Origin of the sequence: Nocardia miyunensis NBRC 108239, assembly GCF_001613065.1 — a bacterium.
Lineage (GTDB): Bacteria > Actinomycetota > Actinomycetes > Mycobacteriales > Mycobacteriaceae > Nocardia > Nocardia miyunensis.
Genome location: NZ_BDBQ01000070.1, coordinates 31,586 through 58,539 on the forward strand (window position 1 = coordinate 31,586; position 26,954 = coordinate 58,539).

Consider the following 26,954-nt stretch of genomic DNA (forward strand, 5'->3'; position numbering starts at 1 on the left):
CATCGGAGCAGTCGACCGGCACACGGGTACAGCCCCGCAGACCTGCGCCGCCTCCGCTGCTGCTCGCACGACCGAGCGTGCCGCCCACCACGGACCCGTCGACTCCGATCCAGACCCGCGCCCGCCGAGAGTTCTCGACCGTCCTGAACGCACCGCGCACGCTGGAGGTCCTGTACTCGGTGCTGCATCAGCGCCTGCCGGACCTCTCGTTCAACGAGTTGCAGACCTTGCGGGCACAGTCCTATGAGCAGCAGGGGCTGTCCGTCCCGCCGGTGTCGCGGGAGAACCTCGACGCCTTCCTGCGCGAGGTGTGGAACCACCGCGCGTGGATCCGGACCTCGGGCAACGTCTACGCGATGTACTCCCGGCCCGGCGGCGGCGCTCGGGCCGAAGATCCCCAGCTGTATCGAAACCAGCTGGTGGAGATCCTGCGACGCCGCGCCCCCGGCGCGCAGCTCGCCACCGATGACGCCGAACGACCGTTCTCCCCGGCCATGGCGCATTTCTGGGCGATCGACGATCCTTCCTTCCTGCATTTCCACCGGGTGGACCGCCCCGATGGGATGCGCAGCCAGGACGTCGGGTTCAAGATGTTCGTGAACACCTCCGGCAACGCGCGACCGCACGTCTTCGGCGAATTCGTGCACAACGTCCTGGACCGGCCGCACGACTTCCCGGGCGTGCATTCGGCGAAGGTGGGCACCGCATTCCAGCAGCGCGCGGACGGGATCGTGATCTACGTTCGCGATCGGGACGCGGTGGATCGAATCACCGGCTGGTTCCGGGAATTCCAGAACGACCACGCCGAGATGTTCCAGTGGGACGTGCCGCGCGGAGCCGAGCAGGTGCTGGCCGGTGTCGGCTTCGGCGCGGAACCACCGGTGGACAGCTTCGGCGAGGTACGGGCCGAACTGGTGCACGACGCGCTGGGCACGCACGGCGAGGGCACCTTCGAGGAATTCCACGCGGAGGTGCGAAACCTGTTCCGCGCCAACGGCATCGACCCCGACCAGCCGCACCTGCACCTGCCCGGCCACTCCGGCCCCGTCCTGCGCGCCGACACCGCCGACGAAGCGAGCACCACCGACGACGGACGATCGGAGACCACCTCCCAGCCCGGCCGCCCGACCGCGTCGCCCGCGGACCATCCGGCCGCCGATTCCGAGGATGCCCCAACACCCCAGGCGCACAACGAGATTCGCGATCTTACCCCGGACGAAGATCACGCGCTGCGCGGATACGCCGACATCCAGCGGCTCCTGCAGGACAAGCTCTCGTTCACGGGTATGGATGACGACGATGTCTTCCACCTGATCGAACAGATCCGACCGCACCTGCTCGACGATCTGGCCGGCGCGGCGCAAGCGCTCGGCACGACCACCCAGAAGGCCGTGCACTGGCAGCGCCGGGCCGACAACCTCGGCATGAGCCTGCAAGATGTCGCACGCGACGAAACCCGCACGACCGACGACTTCGGCAACGCCTTCGTGGACGATTTCGCCGGATTCAGCGCCATGGACGACTTCGCCGGATTCAACGCTGGAGACGCCGCCGACGACTTCGCCGGATACCGCGGCGCGGACTTCCAGGCGGAAACCTCCGAGGACTTTTCGACGCACGATGTCGACGCGCCGCCGACGGAGGAAGCCGCGGCACGCACGCCCACGCCGGAGTTCCGCGATCCGACCCCCGCGCAGACCGATGCGCTGCGGGAGTTCGGCAGGATCGATGAGGCGATCCAGTCCGCCGAACCGTGGGAGGCTCTGGAACTGGCCCGGCGATTGCGGCCGGAATTGCAGGACGCCTTCCACAGCGCGGCGACAGCGCTTCGAGTACCTCCCGAACTGGCCGTACAGCTACGGCTCGAGGCCGACAACCTTCAGGACGCCGAACCCGGAATCCGGGTGGAGGACATCAGACGCCGGATCATCGTGAACTGGCAACCGGGGCAAGACGACACCGGGCCGTCCGCACCGGTCTGGGAGCCCTCCCCACACGATGGGAACCAGGTGCTGGACGTGCTCGCCCAATTCTCCGGTCACCCCTCGGCGCAGCTGCGCACCACGCTCACCCAGCGCATGCGGGAGCATCTCGAGGACTATGTCGACCTGCTCCCCACGTACACCCCCGACGGGCTCAAAGAACTGAAGGTCGAGAAGCTCCGCCGCGCCCGCTGGGATGCCGAACGCAGCGGGGAGCGTTGGCGGCGCGTCCGCATGCACTCCGATCTCGTCATGAGAGGCGAACTCGGCCGGGACGATCCGCTGCCCAGGACCGCCGAGGAGATCGCGGCGGAAGATTCGCGCCGCGAGCAATTCGAGGAATCGGCAAGGCAATTCGACGAATCCGTTCGCCGACGCGCGCAGGACCGGCTGGGGTACCTGCTCGACGCGGTACGTGACCCGAACCGGCCCACCGACCACCTGATGAGCATCGATCTCCTGCCCATCGCCGCCCGAGAGCTCGAGCTCAATGTCGTTGTGCTGCACCCGGACGCACCCCGCGACATCTACCGTCACAGCCCATCGGACGCACCGTTCGCCCTGCTGTACGCCTCGGCCGAGCACCCGGAACTCCTACAGGTGGCCAGAACCGCCGACGGCGCACCCCTCCGGCTTCACCCGGACGACCTGCACACTCCGGCCGCATACGCACCGCCCGCCGGACGCGAGTGGCGGCCGGAAACACCGACCGGAACGCAGGACGCCGGACACCTCGACGAAAACGGCACCCGGACATTCGATTCCGACGACGCGGGCTTGACCTACGGCGAGACCGTGCTGAACCAATGGCACCGACTCACTCCCGAACAGCAGCACGCGGCGTGGGCCTATCACGCCTCGGCGATCCACAACACACTGTTGCGCGAGGGCAGCGACCGGGCGCAGGAGGTTCTCGACCGAGGGCGTACGGCCGCCGAGTACATCGCGCTGCTGACCGAACTGACCGGGCAGCAAGAGCCCTCACTCGCGGAGCTCACGGAGCATCGACAAGCCGGGGAAGCGCATGTGCGCCAGGTGATTCCGGATCCGTACCGCGCGAACGCGGCCTGGCGGCTGATCAACGCGATCTCGAACCGGAACGCCCCGGAGTCGATGCTCGCGCAGCTGATCGCCGACGATCAGTTCTACCGGGTGACACTGCAGCCGTTCTTCCAACGCTACTTCGGCACGTCACCGAGCCTCGAGGCGCTCGAGCACGGAATCCGCACGCTCGATCAGGCGACCCGGCCGCTGCCGAACACCGAGCCGATCCGGGTCGTGCGCGGCCTGACCAGCATCAGCTTCATGCGGGATCGCGACGGAAACCCGGTGAGCTACTTCCAGAACCCCGCCGATCTCGTGGGCACCGTGCAGCAGGAGCCCGGCTACCTGTCCACCTCGGTCGGTAGTGACCTGGCCACCATGCCGGACAGCCGCCGATTCCAATACCGCGTGAACCTCACGGTTCCGCCCGGCGCCGAGGGCCTGTGGATCGGACCGCGCAGCGGCGTCCCTCGCGACAACGAACTCCTGCTCGCCCGCGACACCCGCTACCGCATCACCGCCGCGACCCGAGACGAAGCGAACGACATGCTCGTCCTGGACGCGGAGGTCCTGCCCGCCCGTGTCTCCGGCCCGGCCTCATCGGATACCCCGAGCATCTCCGGGAATTTCGAACCCGCCGCCGGGGACACCTACTTCGGCCGCAACCTGCGGCAGCAATTGGAAACCGAGCTCGACGGCGAAACCCACATCACACGACCACAACTGGAACGCCCCGACCCGGGCCCACAGCTACTGCACCCCGACCAGCAGCTACAGCAGTTGACCCTCGCCCAGCGCGAGCAACTACTGCCGATGCCCGCGGTTCCGGCCAGGATCACCCGCCCCGCCGGTGACGCCGACATCCTCACCCTCGTCGACCACACCGGCCGAGTCGAACGACTGGCTGCAGCCGGCACCAAGGTAGCGGCACGCCTCGTCGAAGAGCCCGGCGTGCCCGCTCGCTATCAGTTCAGCGGTCCCGACGGACAGGTGCACGACGTCCCGCGAGATCTGTCGCAGGACTTCGTCTTCGAGCGGACCGCAGGCACCGACACCGGCACACTGAGCTGGAACGTCGCGGGCGGAGGCATCCGATTCCTCGCCTTCGACCAGCACGGCCAGTGGCAACCGGCGCATCTGCCGTACGACGCGTCACTCGTGGCGCGGGAGGGCCACAGGCCGTGGCGATGGGTGAAGTACCCCGGGAATTTCCCGTGGATTCGCGTCAACACCTCCGGCGGTGCGCTTCCGGCGCTGCCCGAGATACGCGCACGATACGACAACCCGCTCTTCGGGCCGGGCGGGATACCCAAACCCGAAGAGGTGCGCCAAGGCTCGGCCGGGGACTGCTCGTTGCTGGCCGACCTGAAATCACTCGCCGAATACAACCCCGGCGCGATCACCGAGATACTGCACGACCACGGCGACGGCACTGTCAGCGTGCGCTTCCTCGCCGAACGGCAGGACGGCGACGCCGCTCTGGAATGGGTGCGGGTCGAAAAGACGATCTACGTCACCCCGGGCACCGAGACGGGGTACTTCATCCGTCACGAGCCCGGAGAACCGCTCTGGGCCACCATGATCGAGAAGGCATACGCACATCGGTTCGGCAACGGCGACGGGTACCGAGCGATCGAAGGAACACCGATGACCACCGCGGCCGCGCGCCTCGGCAAGGGGTTCCACCAGGCCGAAGACGGCTGGTTCGCACAACCCGTCGCTCGGTTCAGGAACGTGGACATCCTGCATCCGCTCCGGTTCGACATCGACACGCTGCATGAACTGGTGAGCGACTACATGCGCTCGGACACAACGAACGACGGGCCCCACACAGCAGATCTCGAATTCTCCCGCCAACTGGCCGAGACCTTCCGGGACGGGCACACCGGGCAATCGGCGCTGTTCAATTCCACCCGAGCGCGCCTGGCCACCCGCCACCACAACGACCCGGACGCCTTCGCCATCGCATGGCAGGAGTTCTTGCGCACGCAGAACTCCACGCCTTCCGCCGACTTCCGCGCTTATCTGGATCAGCTCCATCCACAGCAGTGGGAGCGCGAAAAACAGGCTCTCACAGACTATTTCAGCGAAATCTACGACGGGCGACCCCAGGACCGGGTGCTGTCGAGCAGGGCCGCCACCGCGGCCCGGGCGATCGGCAGCCGCATCGAATGGGCTCTGCGCCGCGGGACCACGGTATCCATCGGAACCGATACCCTCGGAGGCTCGGGCGCGGTGCCGGGCCTGACCCAGAATCACGTCTACACCGTCCTGGCGCTCGAACACGACGACACCGGCACCCCGGTGCGCCTTCTGCTGGACGACCCATACGGCGATCACGGCCACTACCCCGCGCCACGTGCCGGTATCGAATATCGACTGGACCCCCGCGGAACCGACCACATCGGCGAACCGAGCACCCCGCCCCGCCAGAGCCCCAGAGGCACCGAATATGGCACCCATCCCCACGGCACCCGGTATCGCCGCGAGCCCGACGGCACCGAATACGGCACCGAACCAGACGGCACCCGCTACCGCCGCGACCCCGATGACACCGAATACGGCACCGAACCAGACGGCACCCGCTACCGCCGCGACCCCGACGGCACCGAATACGGCACCGAACCAGACGGCACCCGCTACCGCCGCGACCCCGACGGCACGATCCAGTACACCTACCCCGACGGCGGCAGACTCCGCATAGCCTCCGACGGCACCCGGTACTCGACCGAACCCAACGGCGACAAGGAGCGCAGAGCACCGGACACCTCGGATTGGATCCCCGACCCCGACCGCGAGGACCCACCCGACACCACCGTCCCGCGCCGCGGCGGCATCCTCGCGGTCGACCTCAACCATTTACCGAAATTCCTGGCGATCGGCATGAGCGGGCCCGGAGCCCACGGCCTCTCGGCACTCCCGCATACCGAGGTCCAGGCGCTCGACAACCCGAACAGCGTGCCGGGCATCCGGTCCGAACCACCGGCCGGGCCCGGCACCGAATCAACGATCGTGCCCGGTGCCGAATCCGCGGTGCCCAACACCGGATCGACGGCCGGGCCCAGCACCGAGCCAGCGGCGTTCACCTCTGAAACCGCGCCCGCACACCCCTACGCCCAGCCCCTGAGCACGGCGCTGACCGGCGACCACCCGATCGATTTCGCCCGAGTGCTCACCCTCCTGAGCCACACCAACATCTCGCGCGACCACCCCCGCCCGCTCGACGACGCATTCGCCGCCGAGCACGGCCGCCCCCTGAAAGACGTTGTCCGCGAAGCAGTTCAGCAGGGACGACTATCCGCGGCCCAGGAACGCCGGATCGCCCGCCTGATGGGCTGGCAACCGAAGCAGGACCTGCCCGCCGGGGTCACACCGCCCCGCACGGCGACGCGTCCGGGCCGATCGCCCGCGGAGTTGCCCGCGGTGCGCGAGTACGTGAAATCGCTTCTGTCGGTTCGTGACAGCGACGGCGCACTGGCCTTCGTCGAACATCTGAACCGCAACCCGCGCAAACTGTGGGCGGTCCAGGAGGCCTACCGGAACGAGACCCGGGGCCGCGATCTGGCCACGGATCTACGCAGTGGCCTGCCGGAGGACAAGGAGTATCTCGACCACGTCTTCGCCGAATCCCCGGAACGACATTCGCCGTGGGGCCCGGACGACGAGCGGGTACCGGTGGAGTGGGACACCGCCCGGGGATGGTTCGAGCACATCGACACGATGACCTTCGAACACTGGTCCGGTGATCACCCGATGCCGCACGGCTACCTCGACTCCGGATGCGTCCAGTTGGCGCATCACGTTGCGCTGGAACTGATTTCACTCGGCACCCAGCCGCGCAAGATCCTCGTCAACGGCGAGGATCTGCGGATGAACCAGACTCTGCCGGACGGTACGGCCAAGCTGCTGAACTGGCGTCACCACGTCGCCAACCTGGTGTACACCCGCAACCGGGACGGTCACGCCGAGTGGATGGTCTGGGATCCCGCGGTCGCCCGCGAACCGGTGAGCAAGAACGAGTGGCTAGCGAAGATGCACCTCGACCCCGGCCGGGCCACGCATGTCGAGGGACCGGCCGAGCAGATCATCGACACGTTCGCCACACAGCGCGCCGAGGACGACGCCGCCGGCCGCTCGTGGCTGCGTTGGAGGCAAGGGGGGTACCTGCGCGATCCGACGGTGGTCGTCACGGACGCGCACGCGATGGCCCTGGCCCCCGGACGCCTGCTCCCGCCCGACACCGGGAACGACGTGCACCGCCCCGAGACGTTGCGCGAACTCGACCGGACCCTGGCGGACGCCGACACCGACGAACGTCTGCTGCAGGGCCTGAACATCATGGCGCGCCGGAGCCTCGGTGGACAGATCCGCGACGCCGTACAGGACTACCTGCGCACACACCTGGCTGACGGCCTACCGCCGGTCGAGAGCGACATCATCGACATCATCGGTGCACATTTGGCGGGCAACCCGGCACGAGTCGGGCTGATCGACGACAACCCCGCACTCGCGAGATTCCTGAATTCCCACCTGCGCACCGAGTTCCACGACTTCATCGTGGGAAATCGGGACACGGACGCCGATCACGAATACGCCATCCAGCTCGCCACGGCCCTGCGGAGCGCCGATCCGGTCGACTTCCCCGTGACGCTGGAGACGCTGCGTCATGCGACGGCGCAACGCGATCCCGCCTTCCTGGCGGGCGCCTACCAGGTCGCGTACACGACCCCGTTGGCCGCCGAGGTGCAGCAGGCCCACGAGACCGGCCGGTTGTCCGACGCGCAGGCATCGCGGGTGCGGCAGCTGATGGGCTGGGAACCCGCGACAGTTCCCGCATCCGCGCCTCCGGCGTCCGAGCACCGGGAGAACGCCCCGGCGATGCGTGCATATACCGATGCGATACGAGACCGGATCGATTCCGGACAGCCCCTCGCCGCACTGGCGATGATCACGCGGCTGGACCGCGATCTGCGCGCACTGTGGCCCGTCCAGTCCGCGTACCGGACCGTCACCGGCGGCCGTGAGCTGTTCGACGACCTGCGCACCGCCCTGCCCGACGAACACGACTACATCGACCACGCCTTCGCCCGCCCCCCGGCCGCGATCTCGGCGCCGGACGCGGACCCCACCCCGGTCCTGGAAGATACGGCCACGGACTGGATCCGGGCCCTGAGCAAGCTGCCGTTCATCACCGAGGTCGGATCCGCCGAACGCGCCCACCTGACGGCGTCGACCCTGATCCGCCAAGGCACCTTCCCCCGCAAACTCGTCATCACCGCCGAGGGGATGCGGGCGCCCACCACGGTGCCGGATGCCTTGCGGCGCAACGTGTCCAGCCAGCATTCCGTGCCCATCAGCCGGTACACCGCCAACCTCGTGCACACCGTCGAGGGTGGAATTGCCGCCTGGCAGGTCTTCGACCCGGCCCTGAGCAGGTCACCGATGCTGATCCAGGAGGTCCTGACCCACCTGCGAGCGCCTCGCGACGCCGTGATCCGCGAGTCCACCGTTCCGGAAACCCTCGCGGACCTCGAACAGCACATCACATCGCACCCGGAGACCGACCGCGACAACGAATCCGGTCGGCAGCCCACCGCAGGCGCGGCCGAACCCGGCTCCGCACGACCGGTCTTCCCGGCTCTCGATGTCGATCCCACGGTCGTACCGCCGTCGACCACCACACCGGGGACCCCGGACTCGCACACATCCGAACCACCGGCTTCCGCAGCGGCCTCAGCCGATCAGCAAGTCCCACAACCTGATTCACAGTCCGCCAACGGCAGCACCTCGCCCACCCACGGCCTGCCCGAGGACCAGGCAGCAGTCATCGAACAGGCCCGGGACAGGCGTGCACTGCTCCAGGCGGCGACGGCCGCGGGACCGGCCACGCCGGTGGCCGCGAATCCTCGCAGCGCCACACCGGCTTTCGATCACCTCCGCTATGACCACGCCGATGGCGAGGAACTCGTAGCGCCGGTCGCGGTCGCGCGGATCGTCATGCATACCCAGCTCGGTCAGGGCATTCTTCCCGAGCAGGCCGAGAAGTTCTGGCAAAGAGCCCAGCTGGCAACGGATCTGGAGTTCGGCAGGGGCGAGATTCTGGAGCCGATGCAACTGCTGCACGTCGACCTCGTGCCCACACGGAGCACAACGGATATCGCCTCGGCGCACCTGAACATCACCATCGGGCACGACCACGGCCAATGGCATCCCGACATGTCCGTCGAATCCTTCACCGAGAACCTGCGCGAGCACCTCGGCCTGCCGCGGCCCTCGGATCCCGACGGGTTGAGCGCGGACGATATCCGGCACCTCGGCACCGCGATGGCCCGAGCACTCACCGCGTCACACCTCACCGGCCTCGGCGGCACCCGTCACTACGGACTCAACTACCTCCAACCGCTGGAAGACCCCAGCTTCCAGCACGAGGTCGAGGACGCTCTGCGCGACGGCGACCGATTCCTGATCGGCGCGGACCCGCGCGACAACGACTACGGCACACTCATCAACGACGGCGGCACCAGCGAACCGGGCCGCAACAACAACTGTCTCGATACGTCGCTGGCCGGTCTGACGAGTTTCATGGGCGACCCGCAGGTCGCACTGCCCCGGTGGCTCGACAACCGCTGGGGTGAGGCAGACGGAATGCGGCGTGCCCAGGCCTTCCTCGGCACCCCGATCCGGAGTTTCCCTTCCGCCGGTCGAATGGACAGGCAGTTCGCGGCACTGCACGACCACATGAAGCAGCAGGGCCCCGGCTCGGCGGCGCTGGTCCACAACGTCTGGCAGAAACAGGACCCGATCACGAAGCAACCGCTGTTCCACCCGAGCGGGTTCCCGGTGCTCAGCGACATCAGCCATGCCACGCTGATCGTCTACCCGACGACCGTGGCGCCGAACCGCACCCCGGGACCGGTGTGGTGGGACCCCCAGAGCGGCGCCACCTCCGACCACCCACCCGCCTGGCTGGTGAACGGCTCGGCACATATGGAATACCTGCTGGCGCCCCGGCGATCAACCGCACCGGCCGGCCCCACCAGTTGACACCCGTACCCCGCATGATGGCGATGGAGGCGAAATTCCTGCTCACCCCGACGAGGAGCCGCACATGCCCGACCTCAGTACCCGGGAACACACCCGCGAGTACCTGGCCGAGATATTCCCCGCCGATGATCGGGAATGGCGGATCTACCAGTTCCCGCACGGCTGGATCTGTCAGCCGGAACTGACCCCGGAACAGATCGAGGCAGGCCAGGGCCTCGGCCAGACGAACCTGGTGATCGACGCGCGAACAGCGGTGGTGCTCGAGTATCCCAGCTGGTCCATCGATATGGTCGCGGACGACTACACGGCCACCGAACGAAACGGACTCCGCCCGAACGGAAGACAGATCCACCCGCCCCTGTGGCGTCTGACCATCCGCCGAACCCGGGAAACCCCCGACACGATCGGCTACCACGTCCAGGTGCTGTCCCTGGCGACCCCGCCGACCGAGAACGTGGAGTACGACCTCGCCATCGACAAACACACCTTCCGGCGCGACGGCAACGGCCCACTGGCGGGCAGCGTGATCGCCTGGGCGCAAGCCCGGAGCAGACAGCACGGCAACTGGCCCCATCAGGGCACCTGGCGCCTGTAACATCACGCCCTGCACGCCATCCAGCGGACGGACGCGCGGTACGCATCGAATACGCAGTGCCAGAAGGTGGTTCGTGTCAAAGTCGGCGAGAGGCCGGCGACGCGCTCGGACCAGGATCCGAGCGAACGCTCCGAAGATGCTCTTGAATGCCGGTAACGGCCAGGCGATCCCCGGCGAAAGCTACCGTGACAGCCGGATCCGATCGGGCCGACATGCGAAAAGGGACGAAAACGGATCGGAGATGCGTTGCCCTGCAACAGGGTAGGGGGATTTTAATGGAAATAGCTAGCCGTTAATCGAGTCGGGGCGACCACCAGATGCAGTAGCGGAAACACCATCGCGACAAAGGAGGCAGTGTCATGCCCACCATCACCTCCCTCTCGCCGACTTCGGGGCCCGCATCGGGATGCGCGAAGACCATCGTGCCGGGCATCGAGCTCCGCCACTGCGTCAGCTTTCATCGGCAACACCTCAGATACCTCGTTCACCACCGATCCGGACACGGAGCTTGTTGCGGGTCGCCTCGGCTGAGCTGGAAGCGGCACAGCCTGCCGTCGCCGCAGTGGGTGGGGTCGGCAACGGAGGCTCCTGCCGTCCCCGTGTCCGAGTAGTACTCCGAACCCGGACACCGTGATGGCCTGTCCGGGCTGCGGTTTCAGGTCGAGCCGCCATCACAGAGCGGCCGCAGGGGTAGCAAAGGGGGTTTCATTGGCTACTGTTCTGAAGATGCTGCTGGCCGAGCGGCATCTCAAGAGTCATTCGGATTTTCTACTCGCATACGACAGGCACGCCGCGCAACTCGATCCTCCTATTCCTCCGGGATACGGGCCGGCGAAGACACAGTTCTATCGGTGGCTTTCGGGAAGAATGGTCGGACTTCCCCGCGACTACCATTGCCGGGTATTGGTCAAGATGTTCCCCGGCTGGACGATCGAGCGATTGTTTCAGATGACGGAGGCGATACCGATCGCCGCTCGAGCCCACGAATTGGGCCTTCCCGGAACAGATATCGAGCTGGAGGCATTCCTCGGGGCCGAGATGATCACCAGCGGGATCACTCTCGTGTACCCGGCCTTCGGACTGCCGCTGCGACGCGCGCCCGCACTTCCGACGGCCGAGATTCCCTATCGATACGCATTCGACAGGAAGGTCCGCGCATTCGCGGCCGACCACCGTTCGGATGTACTGACCGCTTTGCCGGAGAAGGAATTTCGCGGGCTGTTGTACATGTTCTCCGCGCTCCAGCGTCGCACCGGAATATTGACCGAAGTACGGAGCGATCGGTACGTCGTCGCCCATGGCGACCGCCCCTATATCAGCTTCGGGCTGACTTGCAACGACTGCACACGCATGTACCTCGAAAGCGTCGAGCGTCCGCTGTTCACGCTCAACGGCAGTGGCGCCGAAGGTGATTCACATTTCGAGCAGCTGGAGTTGACGGACGGCAGCCGGTTCGACCCGAGCGCGGGTCACGACATCGGCATCATCGCCCGGGTGCGGCCCAGCCCGGAGCTGCATCCCGACCGGTACTGGATATTCTGTGCGGGCTTGGGCCCGCGCGGTACCACCGGGGCAAGCTGGTATCTCGCCAATTTCTGGATTCCCTTACAGCGACGCGCCGGTGATCGCGAATTCGTCGCGGTAGTCGGTGTCGGTGAGAACTCCGACGATACGGCCCACCTGGAACATCTGCTGATCGAATAGATATCCGGCACCGAACCTTATTTTGTTGTGTTGCAAACGATTTCCCGTCGGGAAGACGTCCTCGGCACGCGGCGGAATCCGAAGCGGACGAAAACGGACGAAAGTGGACGAAAACGGACTGCAGATGCCTTGCCGGGCAACCGATCTCAGGAGGTTACTGGAAGGAGCGGGCCCGCTACCACACAGCAGGAATCACTACAGCAGCAAGGGGAGGCCAAGACCAATGCCTACCATCACGTCCATCTCTCCGACCTCGGGGCCCACATCGGGGGGCACGAGCGTCACGATCACCGGCACCGGGTTCATCGGAACTCTCACGGTGCAGTTCGGCATCATCCCAACGGTATTCGTCGTCAATTCCGCCACGCAGATCACGGCTGTCGCCCCTCCTGGTCTACCCGGCACGGTGCAGGTCACCGTCACCGGCTTCACCGGAACCAGCAACGGCGTTCCCTACACCTACGCCGCGACCCCTGTGCTCACCAACATCACTCCCAGTTCAGGGCCCGTGACCGGTGGAACGACGGTCGTGCTCACCGGGACAGCCCTGACGGGTGCCACCTCGGTCAGTTTCGGCGGGACCCCCGCGGCCTCGTTCACGGTCAACTCGGCGACTCAGATCACGGCGGTGGCGCCTGCCCATACGGCGGGAACGGTGCTGGTCAGGGTCACCACCGCGGGCGGAACCAGCAACGGCGTCGCCTACACCTACGTCGCCGTTCCCACCCTGACCGCCATCAGTCCCAGCTCAGGGCCCGTGACCGGTGGCACAACCGTCGTGCTCACCGGAACGGCACTCACAAGCGCCACCTCGGTCAGTTTCGGTGGTACACCGGCGACCTCGTTCACCGTCAACTCGCCGACCCAGATCACGGCCGTCACCCCCGCCGGATCGGCGGGCACGGTCGCGGTCACCGTCACCACCGCGGGCGGAACCAGCAATAGCGTCGCATACACCTACGTCGCGGTTCCCACCCTGACCTCCATCACTCCCAGCTCGGGGCCGGTGGCAGGCGGGACAACGGTCATCCTCACCGGAACAGCGCTGACCGGAGCGACAGCGGTCAGTTTCGGCGGCACACCGGCGACCTCGTTCACCGTCAACTCGCCGACCCAGATCACCGCGGTCACCCCCGCCGGATCGGCGGGCACCGTGGCGGTCACCGTCACCACCGCGGGCGGAACCAGCAACAGCGTCGCCTACACCTATGCCGCGCTTCCCACCCTGACCACGGTGGCACCGAATGCGGGACCGGTGACCGGCGGGACAACCGTCATCCTCACCGGAACTGCGCTGGCGGGCGCCACCTCGGTCAGTTTCGGCGGCACACCCGCGGCCTCGTTCACCGTCAACTCCCCCACCCAGATCACCGCGGTCACCCCCGCCGGGGCGGCCGGAGCGGTGCTGGTCACCGTCACCACCGCGGGCGGAACCAGCAACGGCGTCGCCTACACCTATGCCGCGGTTCCCACCCTGACCACGGTGGCACCGAATGCGGGACCGGTGACGGGTGGGACGGTTGTCGTGCTGACCGGGACGGCCCTGACCGGGGCTACCTCGGTGAGTTTCGGCGGCACACCCGCGGCCTCGTTCGCCGTCAACTCCCCCACCCAGATCACGGCGGTCACCCCCGCCGGGGCGGCCGGAGCGGTACTGGTCACCGTCACCACCGCGGGCGGAACCAGCAACGGTGTCCCGTTCACCTATGTCGCGGTTCCCACCCTGACCGCCATCGCTCCCAGTTCAGGACCGGCGACCGGCGGGACCACCGTCGTGCTCACCGGGACGGCCCTGACCGGCGCGAGCGCGGTGAGTTTCGGCGGCACACCAGCGGCCTCGTTCATCGTCGACTCGGACACTCAGATCACCGCGATCACTCCGGCCGGGTCGGCGGGGACGGTGCTGGTCACCGTCACCACCGCGGGTGGAACCGTGGACGGTGTCGCGTTCACTTACGTGGCCGTTCCCACCCTGACCTCGATCGCTCCCGGTTCAGGACCGGTGGCCGGCGGGACCACCGTCGTGCTCACCGGGACGGCCCTGACCGGTGCGAGCGCGGTCGATTTCGGTGGCACACCGGCGGCCTCGTTCACCGTCAACTCGCCGACCCAGATCACGGCCGTCACCCCGGCCGGGTCGGCGGGGACGGTGCTGGTCACCGTCACCACCGCGGGCGGAACCGTCGACGGTGTCTCGTTCACCTACGCTGCGGTTCCCACCCTCAGCACGGTCAGTCCGACGTCGGGCACGACGGCCGGCGGAACCGCCGTCACCCTCACCGGGACGGCCCTGACGGGCGCGAGCGCGGTCGATTTCGGTGGCACACCGGCGGCCTCGTTCAACGTCGACTCCGACACCCAGATCACCGCGATCACCCCCGCCGAGCCGGCGGGCACGGTGCAGGTCACCGCCACCACCGCGGGCGGAACCAGTAACGGCGTCTCGTACACCTACGCCTGACAACCAGAGCGGCTGGGCTGCCGGTAGGAATTCCTACCGGCAGCCCGGTCGCGTCCCGGCCGACGGTCGTTGGCCGCTACTTCCCCGCCATGCGTTGCCCGAGCCACGATTCGATGTCCGCAAGCGCGGCGCCGGCCATTCCGGTCGGCCGAAAAGTGAAGGCGTGCAATGACTCCGGATACACCTGGATATCCACGTCGTTTCCCGCCGCGGCGAGTCGCGCGGCCAATGCCACATTGTCCTCGAGCAGGACGTCGCGACTCCCCACGATCAGCAACGTCGGCGGAAGCCCCGTCAGATCGCCGTACAGCGGCGAGATATCCGGATCGGTCCGATCGGCGACTCGGCATGACCAGCTCGAACCCCGTGTCAGGGGCCGTGTCAGGCCGACATCAGGCTCATATCAGCCGGACCGGCGACGGTATCCCCATGAACATGGCAATCACAGCCTCCGGGCTGCGGAAGTCGTACGGCGACAAAGCCGTACTCGATGGCATCGACCTGAGTATCGGTGCCGGAACGATTTTTTCGTTGCTCGGACCGAACGGGGCGGGCAAGACGACGACGGTGAACGTGTTGACCACGCTGTTGAAGGCGGACGGCGGCACGGCACACGTCGCCGGGCACGACCTGGCCACCGCACCCCAGGCGGTGCGCGCGGCGATCGGTGTGACCGGACAGTTCGCGGCGGTGGACGAGCTGCTGACGGGCGAGGAGAACCTGCGGATGATGGCGGATCTGCACCGCCTGAAGGGCGGCGAGCGAAAGCGTGTCGTCAGCGAGTTGCTGGAACGATTCGATCTGGCCGAGTCGGCGAAGAAGCGGTCGTCCACCTATTCCGGTGGGATGCGCCGGAAGCTGGACCTGGCGATGACGCTGGTCACCCGGCCGCAGATCGTCTTCCTGGACGAGCCGACCACGGGCCTGGATCCGCGCAGCCGACGCACGATGTGGGAAATCGTCCGGGAGCTGACCTCCGGCGGCGTGACGATCTTCCTCACCACCCAGTACCTCGACGAGGCCGATCAGCTGGCCGACCGGATCGCGGTGCTCGATCAGGGCCGCATAGTCGCCGAGGGCACCCCCGACGACCTCAAGCGCCAGGTGCCCGGCAGTCACATCCGGCTCCGGTTCACCACGATCGGCGAATTGGATTCGGCCGCACGGGCGCTGCCCGGATCCACCCGCGACGACGAGGCCCTGACTCTGCGGGTTCCCGATAGCGGCGGCACGAAATCCCTTCGGCTGCTGCTGGATCGGCTCGCCGAATCCGCGATCGAGGCCGAAGAGGTCTCCGTCCACACTCCCGATCTGGACGACGTCTTCCTTTCCCTGACCGGTCACGCGACCACGGAGGCCACAGCATCATGAGCACCATCACCGCACCGCTCGAGGACTCCTCGATCATGTTGCGCCGCAACATCAAACACATCACCCGGACCCCGGTCACGATCTTCAACGCGGCCCTGATGCCGGTCGTGATGATGCTGATCTTCGTGTACGTGTTCGGTAGCGCGTTCGATGTCGGCGACCACTACATCAACTACGCGGTGCCGGGAATGATCCTGCTGGCCATCAGCTATGGCTTGTCGGGCACGGCGGTATCGGTGAGTTCCGATATGGCCAAGGGCATCATCAACCGCTTCAAGGTGATGGACGTGTCCCGCAGCGCGGTCCTGATCGGTCACGTCGTGGCCACCATCGCGACCAACGTGGTCGCCATCGCGGCCATCATCGGCATGGGCTTCGCGCTCGGATTCCGTTCGTCCGCAACAGCACTCGACTGGCTGGGCGCGATCGGCATCATGGCCGCGACATCGTTCGCGGCCTCCTGGCTCACGGTCGCGCTCGGGATGGCGGCGAAGACTCCGGAATCCGCGGGCATGAGCGTCGTGCCGCTGATCATGCTGCCTTTCCTGAGCAGCGCGATCGTCCCCGCCGACAAGATGGGCCAGGGCGTGCGGCAGTTCGCGCAGTACCAGCCGTTCACGCCGATCATCGAATCCCTGCGCGGTTTTCTCACCGGACACCCCTCCGGCGGATACACCGCGGCTGCGCTGGCCTGGTGCGCCGGGTTCGCCATCGTCGGATACCTGTGGGCACGTGCCAGTTTCAACAAGCGAGTGTAGCCGCGGCCAGCTCACGCCAGTCCGCCTGCGCGCCCTCCCTGGTCGCCTCGGTGAAACGTTCTTCACCGAGGCGACTTCGTGCTGCCTGCCCGATCCGGGCCGCGTCCGGCTGGGAATGATCGGGGAGTCCGCGGACCGTATCGCCCGCCGCGAGCAGCCGCGCGGCCTGCTCGTCCCGGCCCTCACGCAGGGCCAGATCCGCGATCCCGACCAGCATCCTGGCGACGAAGGGCGCGTGCCCCGCCTCGGCGGCGGCCCGGAAGGCCACGGTGTGTTGTGCGCGGGCCTCGTCGAGACCGTCGGCGAGATAGCCGAGCTGACTGTGTATCTCCGCGCTGATGCTCGCCTGCTCGACGTCGCTGCCGAACAGGGCTGTCGCGGTATCGATCTGCCGATGGGCCTCCTGCGCGTCTCCGCTCCACCGGGCCAGGTCCGCCTTCGCCATGGCCAATCCGGCCAGCGCGCTCGGCCAAGCAGCCTGATCCGCGCACCGCTGCGCCTCCGCCACGGCTAACGCACTCGCCTCCGAATCACCCAGCAGCCAATACAATTGGGCCTGGCGCCACCGGCATCGAACAACATCGTCGAGCGTGCCGACCTCGGTGACCACCGCGATCCCCTGCTCGAAATACTCACAGGCAGAGGCGAATTCGCCACGCATGGCAATGCGATCCGCCAGTTCGGTCAACGCGAAGAAAATGCCCCAACGCTCACCGATCGCCCGGAACTCGGCCAGGGCCGTCTCGAAATACTCGTCCGCCTCCCGCCCCGGCTGGCCGACCATCGTCCGCATCTTGCCCAGCTGCAACCGGGCCAACGCACGCACCCAGGGGTCGTCGTCGGTGAGCAGCGGTTCGAACGCGGTCAGCAGCGCGTCCGGCCCCTGCAGCATTCGTTCGAGCGCGGCGACGAACCCCAGCAGCGGGTAGCGAGCCTGACTGTGCTGACTGAAGCGGTATGCCTTGTGAATCCATTCCTGCGCCAGGCTCTCATCGGTCGGCCCGGACATCATGAAGTGCACGACCAAGCCGTACACCATGGCGCGCGTCCCGTCGTCCACCTCGCCGGGCAGGTCGGCGGCCGCGGTGATCAACTCCAGGCCCTCGGCCTTGTGCCCGCCGAGCCACCAGTACCAGCCCGCGGCCGCCGCGAGCCGCATCGCCCCCGCATCGCCGGCCGCGAGCCCGCCGCGCATCGCCACCGCGATGTTGTCGTGCTCGGCCTCGAGCGTTGCGAGCCACCGGATCTGCTCTGCGCGGCGCAGATTCGGCTCCGCGGCCTCGGCGAGCTCGGTGAAATACTCCAGATGCGCCCGGCGCGCCGACTCCGATTCACCCGACTCCTCGAGCCGTTCCCACGCGTACTGCTGGATCGTGCCGAGCATCCGATACCGCGGCCCACTGTCGTCGGCGATGAGCAGCAGCGATTTCTCGGTCAACGCGGTCAGCAGCTCGAGTATCTCCCATTGCTCGATCGCCGTATCCTGCTCGCCCCCTTGCACTTCGCGGGCGCGGATCGAATCGGTTCCGGCCGTTGCGCTGCGACCCCCGACTTTCACGCAAACCTGTTCGGCCGCTTCGAGACTCACGCCGCCGGAGAACACCGAGAGCCGACGCAGAACCATCCGCTCGGCATCGGTGAGCAGCTCCCAGCTCCAGTCGACCACCGCGCGCAGCGTCCGATGCTGCGGTATCGCGGTGCGGCTGCCGCCGGTCAGCAGCCGGAACCGATCATCGAGGCGAGTGGCGAGCTGATCGAGGGACATGGTGCGCAGCCGGGCCGCGGCCAGCTCGATCGCCAGTGGTATTCCGTCCAGGGCCCGGCAGACGTGCACCATCGTCGACAGGGTGCGGGCATCGACCGGGAGATCTTTGCGCACAGCACCGGCCCGATCCCGCAGCAACTGCACCGCCGGGGAGGATTCGATCTCGCCGGCGCTCGCGCCCTCGGCCGGCACCGTCAGCGGCGCGACCTGCCACAGCGCCTCACCCGTGATGCCGAGCGGTTCCCGGCTCGTAGCCAGGATCCGCAGCTTTCGGCACTCCCCCAGCACCCGGTGGGCGAATGCCGCCGCGGCATCGATCACATGCTCGCAGTTGTCCAGGATGAGCAGCGTTTCCCGGTCACGCAGCGCCGCGACCAGCCGATCCATCGGTTCCGCGTGCTGTACGGCAAGCAACGCATCCCGCAGTCCCAGCGCAGCCAGTGCCGATTGCGCCACGTCACCGGTCGCACCGACGGAAACCAACTCCACCAGCCAGGCCCCGTCCGGCAGGTCGTCGAGCATGCTGCGCGCGGTCTCGAGCGCCAGCCGGGTCTTTCCCGAGCCACCGGGCCCGGTCAGGGTGGTGAGCCGATGGTTCGAGATGAACGCGCGCACGGCCGCGACGTCGGCGTATGTGCCGATGAACGTGGTGAGCTCGGCCCGCAGATTCGTCTTGCGCTCCGCCTCCTCCCGCGCACCGACCTCACCGCGCAGCAGCGCGACGTGCAGCGCCGACAGCTCCGGTGAGGGGTCCGCGCCCAGCGCGTCGGCCAGAGCCTCCCGCGCGCGTTGGTAGACGGTCAGCGCCTCGGCGGCACGCCCCGCCTCGCCCAGCGCCCGCATCAGCGCGGCAACCAGCCGTTCCCGCACCGGATTCCGGGCCACCAACTCGGTCAGCTCGGCGACCAGTTCCGGCCCCCGGCCGAGCCGAATCTCCGCCTCGTACAGATCCTCCGCGGCCGCCAGGCGCAAGCCCTCGAGCCGAGTGACCACCGCGTCGACGGCCTCGCTGTCCTGGGTACCGACGTCCTGCATCAATGCGCCGCGCCACAGCTCGACGGCCTCGCGCAGCAGTTCGGCGCGATGCGCGTCGCCACCGCCACCGGCCTGGTCCACCAGCTGTTCGAAGCGCACGGCATCGACGGCACGTGGCTCGATGATCAGCCGATATCCGCCCGCCTGCACATCGAGCGACCCGTCCGGCAGCACCCGGCGCAGCCGGGAAACCAGCGCCTGCAGCGCATTCGCCGCGTCGGCGGGCGGCTGCTCGCCCCAAATCCAGTCGACCAGCGTCGATTTCCGGACCGCGCGGCCGGGTTCGAGTGCCAGGGCGATCAGCAACGCCCGCAACCGCGCACCCGGTACTTCGATCACCCCACCGTCATCTGCTCGGATATCGAGCGGTCCAAGCAATGCGATCTTCACCCGGCCATTCTGCCGTGAATGGGCAAATCGTCCACCGACAGCTTTCCGGCGGCCACGCAACCGCGGTCTACCAGGCGGAACACAGTGCCGGCCAGGCCGAACGCCGTGTCAGCGGGCATGTCAGAACGATGTCAGGCCGGTATCAGCCAACCCGGCGAAAGTAGTGCCATCAACGAAACACAGCAATCCAGCACACCGGCTGAATTCGCTACTCGCACAAGGAGAAACGCCATGAACACCTTCCATACCCCGAACCCGGTCGCCGTCGTCGTCGATGTCCTGTCCGCAACCGTGAACGTGATCGCTTCGGACCGCACCGACACCGTCGTCCAGGTCCACCCCGCCGACGACTCCAAGAAGGCCGATGTGCGCGCCGCCGCACAGACCCGGGTCGACTTCGCCGCGGGCACCCTGACCGTGACGACCCCGAAGGACTGGCGCACCTACTCCCCCTTCGGCGGCAACCCCACCATCGAGGTGACCATCGAGGTGCCCACCGGCTCCCAGCTGACGGGCAACGCCGGAGTGGGCCGCCTGCAGGGCACCGGCGAATTCGGCGAATGCCGGCTGGAGATCGCCGCGGGTGACATCTTCGTCGACCGCCCGCTCGGCTCGGTCACCGCCAAGACCTCCTGCGGCGACATCCGCATCGGCGCGGCCGCGCGGGGAGACATCCGGCTGGAAACCTCCATGGGCGAACTCGAGGTCGGCATCCGTCCGGGCAGCGCGGTGAACGTGCAGACCAACACCATGAAGGGCAGCGTGCAGAACCAGCTGGGACCGGTCGCGGACGCCGGCGGCGACACCGTGCAGGTGTACGCGCGCAGCGCGATGGGCAACATCACCATCCACCACGCCGCCTAGTGCGCCCGGCACCTCCGCACGCGGGTGCGCGACGCACGTCAGCGTCGGCAACATCGCCCCACCCGGCATGTCAGGTCCGTATCAGGCCGCTGTCAGCCGACCCGGCGACAGTATTCCCATGAACAGCTCGGCAATCGCGGCGACCCGGCCGCGGAAGGCGTACGGGCACAGGATGATCCGCAACGACGCGGAGATGCGCAACGACGCGCTCGCCATCTGCCGCACGTCCTCGCGCCGGGTCGCCGGGGAGAAGGGGTGAGACCCCATGGAACTCAGGGTGGACCGGGAGCGCTGCATCGGCGCCGGAATGTGCGTACTGACCGCCCCCGGAGCATTCGACCAGGACACCACGGACGGCCGGGTGATCCTGCTGCGCGACCCGGCCGAGCCCGAGGCCGTCCGCGAGGCCGTCCGGGTGTGCCCGTCCGGCGCGATCACCATCGCCGAATAATCGTCACGTAAGGAAAACCCCGATGAGTCAAGCAGATTCGATCCCCCGCGGCCTCGCCACCGACCGCGACGCGGGTCCCTTCAACCCGCCCAGCGGCACCACGAGGTTGCGCGAGACCCGCCCCGTCAGCCCCATCGTCTTCCCCGACGGTCACCAGGGCTGGATCGTCACCGGGTACGAGGCGCTGCGCACGCTCATGGCCGACACCCGGTTCAGCTCCCGCCAGGACATCGGTGTTCTCCACACGCTGGAGGACCTGCCCGACCTGCCCGTCGACCGGGAACCGTCCCCGCAGATCCCGGGGGTATTCATCGCCATGGATCCGCCGGACCACACCCGGCTGCGGCGCAAGCTCACCGGCGCCTTCACCGTCCGGCGCATGAAGCAGCTCGAGGACCACATCGTCGAGGTCGTCGAGCGGCAGCTGGACCACCTGGCGAGCCTGACTCCGCCGGTCGACCTGGTCGAGGAGTTCGCGCTGCCGGTGCCTTCGCTGGTGATCTGCGAGCTGCTCGGTGTTCCCTACGCGGATCGCGAGACCTTCCAGGCGAATTCGGCCAAGTTCCTGGTCAAGGACCAGCCGATCGAGGAGAAGATGGCGGCGTACAGCGCACTGACCACCTATCTCGCCGAACTGGTCGTGAGCAAGCGCGCCGACCCGCGCGAGGATATTCTGTCCGATCTGGCCCGCCAGGACGACCTGTCGATCGAGGAGCTCACCGGCATCGCCTTCCTGCTGCTGCTCGCGGGTCACGAGACCACCGCGAACATGTTGGGGCTGGGCACCTTTGCGCTCCTGGAGCACCCCGAGCAGGCCGCCGAACTTCGCGCCGACCCGGATCTGATGCCAGGCGCCGTCGAGGAGCTCATGCGCTATCTGTCCGTCGTCGACATCCTCTACCGCTACGCCGTCGAGGACATCGAGCTCGGCGGCGAAACGATCGCCGAGGGATCGACCGTCGTCATCTCGACGCTGGCCGCCAACCACGACCCGCACCGCTTCGACAACCCCGACACCCTGGACATCCACCGCACCGCCCGCGGTCACCTGTCCTTCGGCCACGGCGTCCACCAGTGCCTCGGGCAGCAGCTGGCCCGCATCGAGATGCGCGCCGGATTCCAGGGGCTGCTGCGCCGCTTCCCCACCCTCGCGCTGGCCATCCCCGCCGAGGAGGTGCAGCTCCGAACCGACATGAATATCTACGGCGTGCACGAACTGCCGGTCACCTGGACCGACACGGCCGAATAACCCGATACGCCAAGTTCAGGGCGGTGGATCCGAGGGATCCCCGCCCTGAAGTTCCGTGCCGATGGATTACCCCGCCGGGCTGGCCCCGGCGAAGTGCTCACCGCCCGAGAACTAGCCGCACGCCGTTGCCCAGTGGCCCCGCTATCAACGCTGACCTGCCCGTCTTCGCGATCCGCCCCGAGACGATGGACTCGCACAGCCGAAAGGTACGCCGCCTTAGCTCAGTCGGTAGAGCGCTTCACTCGTAGATCTCGGAAATATCTGGTTTATTCTTTGCTTCGCGGCTCTGAATTCACTCTCTTTGCCACACCGCCGGGTTAACGGTGTGACCTGCTTTTTATGGGTTCTGCCAGCAAAGATGTATTGGTCCAAAGCGGTGAGTCGGGCGGGCGGAGTGTGTTCGAGTTCGCTGCTATGTGTCGGTGGGGTTCGGTGAGTCTCGCTCGGATTCGGTCGGTTTCGGCGGGGCATGCGGGCTGGAGAGCTGCGACAGCGAGCTCAGGTGGTGGCTGCGTAAGCGTTGGGGTATTGCGGGAGATCCTCATGCCAGCAGCCTATGGGGCACACCGCCGTTGGGCGGGTCCGAATATCGGCATGAAGTGTAGGAGCCTGTGGGCGCAGACGATAATTGCTTTGTCTGGTGGGCGTGAATGGATACCCTCGAGTGCCGCGGCATTCATTTTCTTGCCTCGAGAGAGTGGGCGGATACGGGCACACATGGGTCCCCTGGTCTGGGGGCCGCGAAGCAACACGATCGGATGGTCCCGATATCTGGGAAAAGCCGATCCGGCTCAGGCGGTTCCGGGACGCCGTCAGGATTTACACGGTCCGCCGCCGGCCTGGCTCGGTGTCGGCAGCCGTGACCTGCTGTACGAGCAGGACGTCCGATATCACCATGCGCTGCGAGCCGCCGGTACTCCCAGCCGGCTGGTCGTCGTCGACGGCGCATTCCATGGATTCGACATCGTCGCGCAGCACGCCGACGTCAGCCGGCAATTCCATGATGCATTTATTTCCGCAGTCCGCACTGCTGTGGCCCCGGGGGATGGCACGCGTCTCCTCGGTGAGCAATGAGTACGCCCTGAACCCAACCCGTCGCCGTGGTGCGTGGTGCGAAACACCATGTCTCGGTGGAGGAGTTGGGGTCGCGACAAGGTTCGATCGGTGTCAATTCCCGGAAAGCTCTGCGAGGACAAAATTCTCACAATGAGGTACCGGCCGGTTATCCGTGTGGCTATAACGCCTGGTCGACGCATTGGAATGGGAGGCGTTCGAATACCCGCGAGAATATCGGTTTTCACTTTCTGCGGATGCTGTTGACTTTTCCGGGAATGTCCCGAGACTCTTGATGCGTGGTAGTTCTCAACGATGCGATCGACTTGTTCAGCGTGGAGGGTGCGCAGGATCCTTATCCGCTGTATGACCGGTTACGCAGCCGTGGGCCAGTTCATCGTATCGGTGATTCGGCGTTCTATGCCGTCTGCGGCTGGGACGCGGTGATCGAAGTGGTCGGGCGCACCGAGGAATTCTCCTCCAATCTCACGGCCGCGATGGTGTATCGCGACGGCGCGGTGACCGCCCTGGATATGTTGCCGCTCGACGCGCCCGCGCAGGTGCTGGCCACCGCTGACGACCCGACACATCTCGTGCACCGCAAGGTGCTGATACCGCACCTGTCCGCACGCCGGATCAACGAACTGGAATCGTTTGCGGCCGACACCGCTCACCGGTTGTGGGAACAGGCGAAAGGTGACGAGCCGATCGAATGGATGGGCGCACTGGCCAATCGGCTCCCCATGATGGTGGTCGCCGAGCTCATCGGTGTACCCGCCGATGACGTCGACCAGCTGATCCGGTGGGGATGCGCCAGCGCCAGCATCCTGGACGGGATCACCTCACAAGACCGGCTCGAAGCCGCCGGGGTCGCGGCCCTGGAGCTGAGCGGTTATGTCACAGAGCATTTCAACCGCGCCGGCGCCGTGCCGGAGCCGAACCTCATGGGCGACATCGCAACCCGCTGCAACTCCGGCGATATGGACCAGCTGACCGGATTGGCGATGATGCTGACCTTGTTCAGCGCCGGAGGAGAATCCACCGCCTCCCTTCTCGGCAGCGCGATGCGGATCCTCACCGCCTTTCCGGAGATTCAGCGCCGACTCCGCGACGATCCGGCCCTGCTCGGGCGCTTCATCGAGGAAGTGCTGCGGTACGAGCCGCCTTTCCGCGGTCATTACCGGCACGTGCGTCACGACACCACTTTGGCCGGCACCGAACTCGCCGCTGGTTCGCACCTGCTGCTGCTGTGGGGAGCCGCCAACCGAGACCCCGAGCGTTTCGACTCGCCTCACGAATTCAGCCTCGACCGCGGATCGACCAGAGGCCACCTGGCTTTCGGCCGCGGCACCCACTTCTGCGTCGGCGCGGCTCTGGCACGTCTCGAGGCGCGGATCGTGCTGGGAATGCTGCTCGAGGACACGACCTGGCTCGACGCAGCCGAGGTCGGCCCGTGGCTGCCGAGCATCCTGGTCCGACGTCTGGAATACCTGCGGGTCACTATCGGATAGGCGGCTTGTCGCGGCACGTTCGGCGCCGGTCTCGTCGGCCTTGGCAGCATTGTGCATCGGTGAGGCGACCTGCCAGTCCGTTCCTCGGCGTCGGGAGCGGTCGAAATCAGGAGAGTGCGGATGCCTGCTGTAGGGCCGCCGGGCAATGTCGGTGAGTGTCCATGCACGCGGGGCTATGCGGGGGTGAGCCGGGTCGGCAGGCTGGTGGGGCCGCGCAGGGAGCTGTTGGTGGACCATGTCGTGGGTCCGGCGGGTGAGATGCGTGAGACGCGCTGGACCAGTTCGCGGAGCACTGCTTGGGCTTCCATGCGGGCGAGCGGGGCTCCCAGGCACATGTGTGGTCCGTATCCGAACGCGATGTGCGCGCGGGGGTTTCGGTCCGCTCGGTATTCGTCGGGGGCTTCGAAGGCGTGGGGGTCGCGGTTGGCCGCGCCGAAGGACAGCAGCACCCGCGAACCCGAGGGGATGGTGACATCACCGACCTGGTAGTCGGCGCGGGTGTAGCGGTAGAGGTTCTGCAGTGGGCTGGTGAACCGCAGGTGTTCCTCGATGGCGACCGGAATCAGATCGGGGTCGGCGCGGATGAGGTCGTATTGGTCGGGGTTCTGCGCGAGGGTGTGGAACATCCCGCCGAGCAGGTTGGTGGTGGTTTCGTTGCCTGCGATGAGCAGGAGCATCGCGACGTGGAACAGGTCGTCGTCGGTGAGGGTACCTTCGGTGTTGTATTCCAGTAGTCGTCCCAGCACGGTGTCCGAGCCCTTGAGGTGGCCGGTTGTGAGTTGGTTCAGCAGGTAGCGGCGCAACGCCAGGACCGCGCGGATCGACCGGGCGGTGTTGCCGATTCCCGAGGGGGTGAGTGAGAAGTTGATGATTTGTACGCAGCCTTCGGACCAGCGTCGGAAGTCGGCGATGTCGGTGTCGGGGACGCCGAGGATGCCCGCGATGAGTCGGAGGGGCAGGGGTATCGCGAGTCGCTGGACGACGTCGGAGCCGGGCTCGGCGAGCAGGTCGGTCACGCAATCGGTGGCGAGTTTGTCAGCAATGGTGCTCCAGTTGTCCAGTGCGCCTTTGGTGAATCCGGGCTGGACTTGTTTGCGTAGCCGCACGTGCTGGTCACCGTCGGTGAGTACGACCACGTCGCCGGCCATCCGTATCCGTGTCACGCCCTGGGTGCTGGTGATCTTCTCGGTATCGCGTAGCGCGGAGCGGACATCGGCGTTGCGGCTCAGGATCCAGGTGGCGCGGGCGGGGTTGTAGTGGACCCGTCCGCCTTGGTGTAGTTCTCGATAGGCGGCGAAGGGGTCGGCCGCGGTCGCCGGGTCGAGCGGGTCGTAGTCGGTGTTGATCGCGCCGGTCCACCCGCGCACGCCACGCCGCCGGGTCCGGACGGCACCGGCGAGATTCATTTGCACGGCCGAGACCAGTGGTTTCATCGCCGAGGCCGCGCCTCGGGCGTGGTGAACAATTGTCATGGCCGAATAACTTTTCCGTGAGAGTGACCGAACGCGCCGGGCGGATTCGGTTGATCGATGTGATCGCGCGTGCGTACTCAGCGGTCTTCGTGCGGGGCTGGCAGTGCCTTGCGTGGTGGGTGAAAGTCCTTGTAGGACATCGGAACTCCCTAACATGAACCGGGCCGAGGCGGCAATGCGTGCAGTCGGCGTCGAGACGGCCACC

General features: G+C 67.1%; 16 protein-coding genes (1 of these 16 cut by a window edge). 11 read left to right on the plus strand and 5 right to left on the minus strand.

From position 1 onward, the window contains the following. The 4 genes from NM2_RS29365 to NM2_RS29380 all read left to right on the plus strand — a co-directional run. A protein-coding gene (locus tag NM2_RS29365; RefSeq protein WP_067675336.1) for a toxin glutamine deamidase domain-containing protein crosses the window boundary here: on the plus strand, positions 1-10,070 show its 3' portion. Its footprint begins 21,388 nt before the window's first position; 10,070 of the gene's 31,458 nt are visible here — the last part of the coding sequence; the start codon falls outside the window, past its left edge; the stop codon is at positions 10,068-10,070. A 64-nt stretch (positions 10,071-10,134) separates the two neighbouring features. Continuing rightward, entirely contained in the window at positions 10,135-10,665 is a 531-nt protein-coding gene (locus NM2_RS29370; RefSeq protein WP_067675339.1) for an SUKH-4 family immunity protein, read from the plus strand. Between the two features lie 708 nt (positions 10,666-11,373). After that, positions 11,374-12,369, plus strand: a complete 996-nt coding sequence (locus NM2_RS29375; protein ID WP_157121383.1) for a hypothetical protein — start codon at positions 11,374-11,376, stop codon at positions 12,367-12,369. Between the two features lie 223 nt (positions 12,370-12,592). Then, on the plus strand, positions 12,593-14,830 hold the full coding sequence (locus tag NM2_RS29380) for a beta strand repeat-containing protein (RefSeq protein ID WP_067675345.1): 2,238 nt from the start codon (positions 12,593-12,595) through the stop codon (positions 14,828-14,830). A gap of 76 nt (positions 14,831-14,906) precedes the next feature. Here the strand turns inward: NM2_RS29380 and NM2_RS29385 are convergent, their stop codons facing one another. After that, positions 14,907-15,215, minus strand: coding sequence for an alpha/beta hydrolase (locus tag NM2_RS29385; RefSeq protein WP_084531673.1), 309 nt, complete (start codon positions 15,213-15,215; stop codon positions 14,907-14,909). Between the two features lie 44 nt (positions 15,216-15,259). On the opposite strand from NM2_RS29385, the gene NM2_RS29390 reads away from it, so the two are divergent. Together NM2_RS29390 and NM2_RS29395 are read left to right on the plus strand one after the other, a co-directional pair. After that, positions 15,260-16,201 (plus strand): ATP-binding cassette domain-containing protein, encoded by a 942-nt coding sequence (locus tag NM2_RS29390; RefSeq protein WP_067675351.1) that lies wholly within the window; start codon positions 15,260-15,262, stop codon positions 16,199-16,201. Next, positions 16,198-16,959, plus strand: a complete 762-nt coding sequence (locus NM2_RS29395) for an ABC transporter permease (protein WP_067675354.1) — start codon at positions 16,198-16,200, stop codon at positions 16,957-16,959. The genes NM2_RS29390 and NM2_RS29395 overlap by 4 nt, the downstream gene beginning before the upstream one ends. Here NM2_RS29395 and NM2_RS29400 read toward each other — a convergent pair. Together NM2_RS29400 and NM2_RS52655 are read right to left on the minus strand one after the other, a co-directional pair. Continuing rightward, complete coding sequence (locus NM2_RS29400; RefSeq protein ID WP_067675356.1) at positions 16,943-20,149, minus strand: AfsR/SARP family transcriptional regulator; 3,207 nt, start codon at positions 20,147-20,149, stop codon at positions 16,943-16,945. The two genes, NM2_RS29395 and NM2_RS29400, sit on opposite strands and share 17 nt — an antisense overlap. Then, the gene (locus tag NM2_RS52655; protein WP_281182541.1) at positions 20,146-20,268 is read right to left on the minus strand and encodes a hypothetical protein; all 123 of its coding nucleotides are present in this window, start codon (positions 20,266-20,268) and stop codon (positions 20,146-20,148) included. The genes NM2_RS29400 and NM2_RS52655 overlap by 4 nt, the downstream gene beginning before the upstream one ends. A 112-nt stretch (positions 20,269-20,380) precedes the next feature. On the opposite strand from NM2_RS52655, the gene NM2_RS29405 reads away from it, so the two are divergent. Then, complete coding sequence (locus NM2_RS29405) at positions 20,381-21,013, plus strand: DUF4097 family beta strand repeat-containing protein (protein ID WP_067675358.1); 633 nt, start codon at positions 20,381-20,383, stop codon at positions 21,011-21,013. A gap of 81 nt (positions 21,014-21,094) precedes the next feature. Here the strand turns inward: NM2_RS29405 and NM2_RS29410 are convergent, their stop codons facing one another. Then, complete coding sequence (locus NM2_RS29410) at positions 21,095-21,280, minus strand: hypothetical protein (protein ID WP_067675361.1); 186 nt, start codon at positions 21,278-21,280, stop codon at positions 21,095-21,097. On the opposite strand from NM2_RS29410, the gene NM2_RS29415 reads away from it, so the two are divergent. The 4 genes from NM2_RS29415 to NM2_RS29430 all read left to right on the plus strand — a co-directional run bounded on the left by NM2_RS29415 (position 21,279) and on the right by NM2_RS29430 (position 25,277). Then, the gene (locus NM2_RS29415; RefSeq protein ID WP_067675364.1) at positions 21,279-21,464 is read left to right on the plus strand and encodes a ferredoxin; all 186 of its coding nucleotides are present in this window, start codon (positions 21,279-21,281) and stop codon (positions 21,462-21,464) included. The genes NM2_RS29410 and NM2_RS29415 overlap by 2 nt on opposite strands. 22 nt (positions 21,465-21,486) lie before the next feature. Then, positions 21,487-22,713, plus strand: a complete 1,227-nt coding sequence (locus tag NM2_RS29420; protein WP_067675367.1) for a cytochrome P450 — start codon at positions 21,487-21,489, stop codon at positions 22,711-22,713. Positions 22,714-23,430: 717 nt separating this feature from the next. Then, positions 23,431-23,787, plus strand: a complete 357-nt coding sequence (locus tag NM2_RS51945) for an alpha/beta hydrolase fold domain-containing protein (protein ID WP_067675369.1) — start codon at positions 23,431-23,433, stop codon at positions 23,785-23,787. Positions 23,788-24,065: 278 nt separating this feature from the next. Further along, a complete protein-coding gene (locus NM2_RS29430; RefSeq protein WP_067675372.1) occupies positions 24,066-25,277 on the plus strand; it encodes a cytochrome P450 in 1,212 nt (403 codons plus the stop codon). Between the two features lie 173 nt (positions 25,278-25,450). On the opposite strand, the gene NM2_RS29435 is transcribed toward NM2_RS29430, so the two are convergent. Further along, complete coding sequence (locus NM2_RS29435; RefSeq protein WP_067675374.1) at positions 25,451-26,749, minus strand: cytochrome P450; 1,299 nt, start codon at positions 26,747-26,749, stop codon at positions 25,451-25,453. Positions 26,750-26,954 lie beyond the last annotated feature (205 nt).

Bases quoted from the DNA above. Each gene is read 5' to 3' on its own strand.
- NM2_RS29370 (WP_067675339.1), top strand. From the start codon at position 10,135: ATGCCCGACCTCAGTACCCGGGAACACACCCGCGAGTACCTGGCCGAG.
- NM2_RS29380 (WP_067675345.1), top strand. From the start codon at position 12,593: ATGCCTACCATCACGTCCATCTCTCCGACCTCGGGGCCCACATCGGGG.
- NM2_RS29390 (WP_067675351.1), top strand. From the start codon at position 15,260: ATGAACATGGCAATCACAGCCTCCGGGCTGCGGAAGTCGTACGGCGAC.
- NM2_RS29395 (WP_067675354.1), top strand. From the start codon at position 16,198: ATGAGCACCATCACCGCACCGCTCGAGGACTCCTCGATCATGTTGCGC.
- NM2_RS52655 (WP_281182541.1), bottom strand. From the start codon at position 20,268: ATGCCCGCTGACACGGCGTTCGGCCTGGCCGGCACTGTGTTCCGCCTG.
- NM2_RS29405 (WP_067675358.1), top strand. From the start codon at position 20,381: ATGAACACCTTCCATACCCCGAACCCGGTCGCCGTCGTCGTCGATGTC.
- NM2_RS29415 (WP_067675364.1), top strand. From the start codon at position 21,279: ATGGAACTCAGGGTGGACCGGGAGCGCTGCATCGGCGCCGGAATGTGC.
- NM2_RS29410 (WP_067675361.1), bottom strand. From the start codon at position 21,280: ATGGGGTCTCACCCCTTCTCCCCGGCGACCCGGCGCGAGGACGTGCGG.
- NM2_RS29420 (WP_067675367.1), top strand. From the start codon at position 21,487: ATGAGTCAAGCAGATTCGATCCCCCGCGGCCTCGCCACCGACCGCGAC.
- NM2_RS51945 (WP_067675369.1), top strand. From the start codon at position 23,431: ATGGGTCCCCTGGTCTGGGGGCCGCGAAGCAACACGATCGGATGGTCC.
- NM2_RS29435 (WP_067675374.1), bottom strand. From the start codon at position 26,749: ATGACAATTGTTCACCACGCCCGAGGCGCGGCCTCGGCGATGAAACCA.